At 51.4% G+C, this 533-nt stretch carries 2 protein-coding genes; both read right to left on the bottom strand.

Annotated features, from left to right (window positions below):
* Positions 1-16: 16 nt before the first annotated feature.
* Positions 17-307 (bottom strand): helix-turn-helix domain-containing protein, encoded by a 291-nt coding sequence (locus tag AC0L20_RS39740; RefSeq protein WP_320429760.1) that lies wholly within the window; start codon positions 305-307, stop codon positions 17-19.
* A gap of 15 nt (positions 308-322) precedes the next feature.
* A partial coding sequence (locus tag AC0L20_RS39735) for a hypothetical protein (protein ID WP_473295626.1) occupies positions 323-533 on the bottom strand: 211 nt, incomplete at its 5' end.

Below are 533 nucleotides of genomic sequence, written 5' to 3'. Positions count from 1 at the left end.
ACGGTTTTCCTGCAATTCAGTGTTCAGTTTTCAATGCCCGCAAGATGGCGTCTTGCAGCACTTTTGGACATGCCCTGAAACGCTCGATCAACAACGTTTCCTCCGCAGGTGATTCTCCTGATAAGACAAAGTGAACGTTGCCTCCCGCCTTCAAGAAGGCTTGCAGCACTTCGCTACCTGGAAGCCCCTTACCGTGCTCGTACCGACACCAAATCTCCCGTGATATGCCGCAACGTTCAGCCATTTCAGCTTGCGTGAGTTCCAGCCGCTTGCGTTCACTTTTGAGCCTTACTGCAATGGTCGGCATCGACATATCCTCGACTTATCCAATGAAACCCAATAGCAGGTACCGAATGGGGGTCGATGAAAAGAAAAGTGCCACTACGAGCAAGACCGAAAGCCACAGGCGCTTCAAGCCGTGCTCTTTCAGCGATGCACCATAGGCACCAGGTAATGCCCAGCCAGCGCAAAGCGATAATGCAAACTGTGTTGCTTGGATGTTGAGCCCAAAACGGGTAAGCAAAATCGTAGCA

The organism is Bradyrhizobium sp. Kon58, from assembly GCF_055807455.1.
Note: the sequence above shows the minus strand (reverse complement) of the source record. Positions and strands in the feature narration are given on the sequence as shown.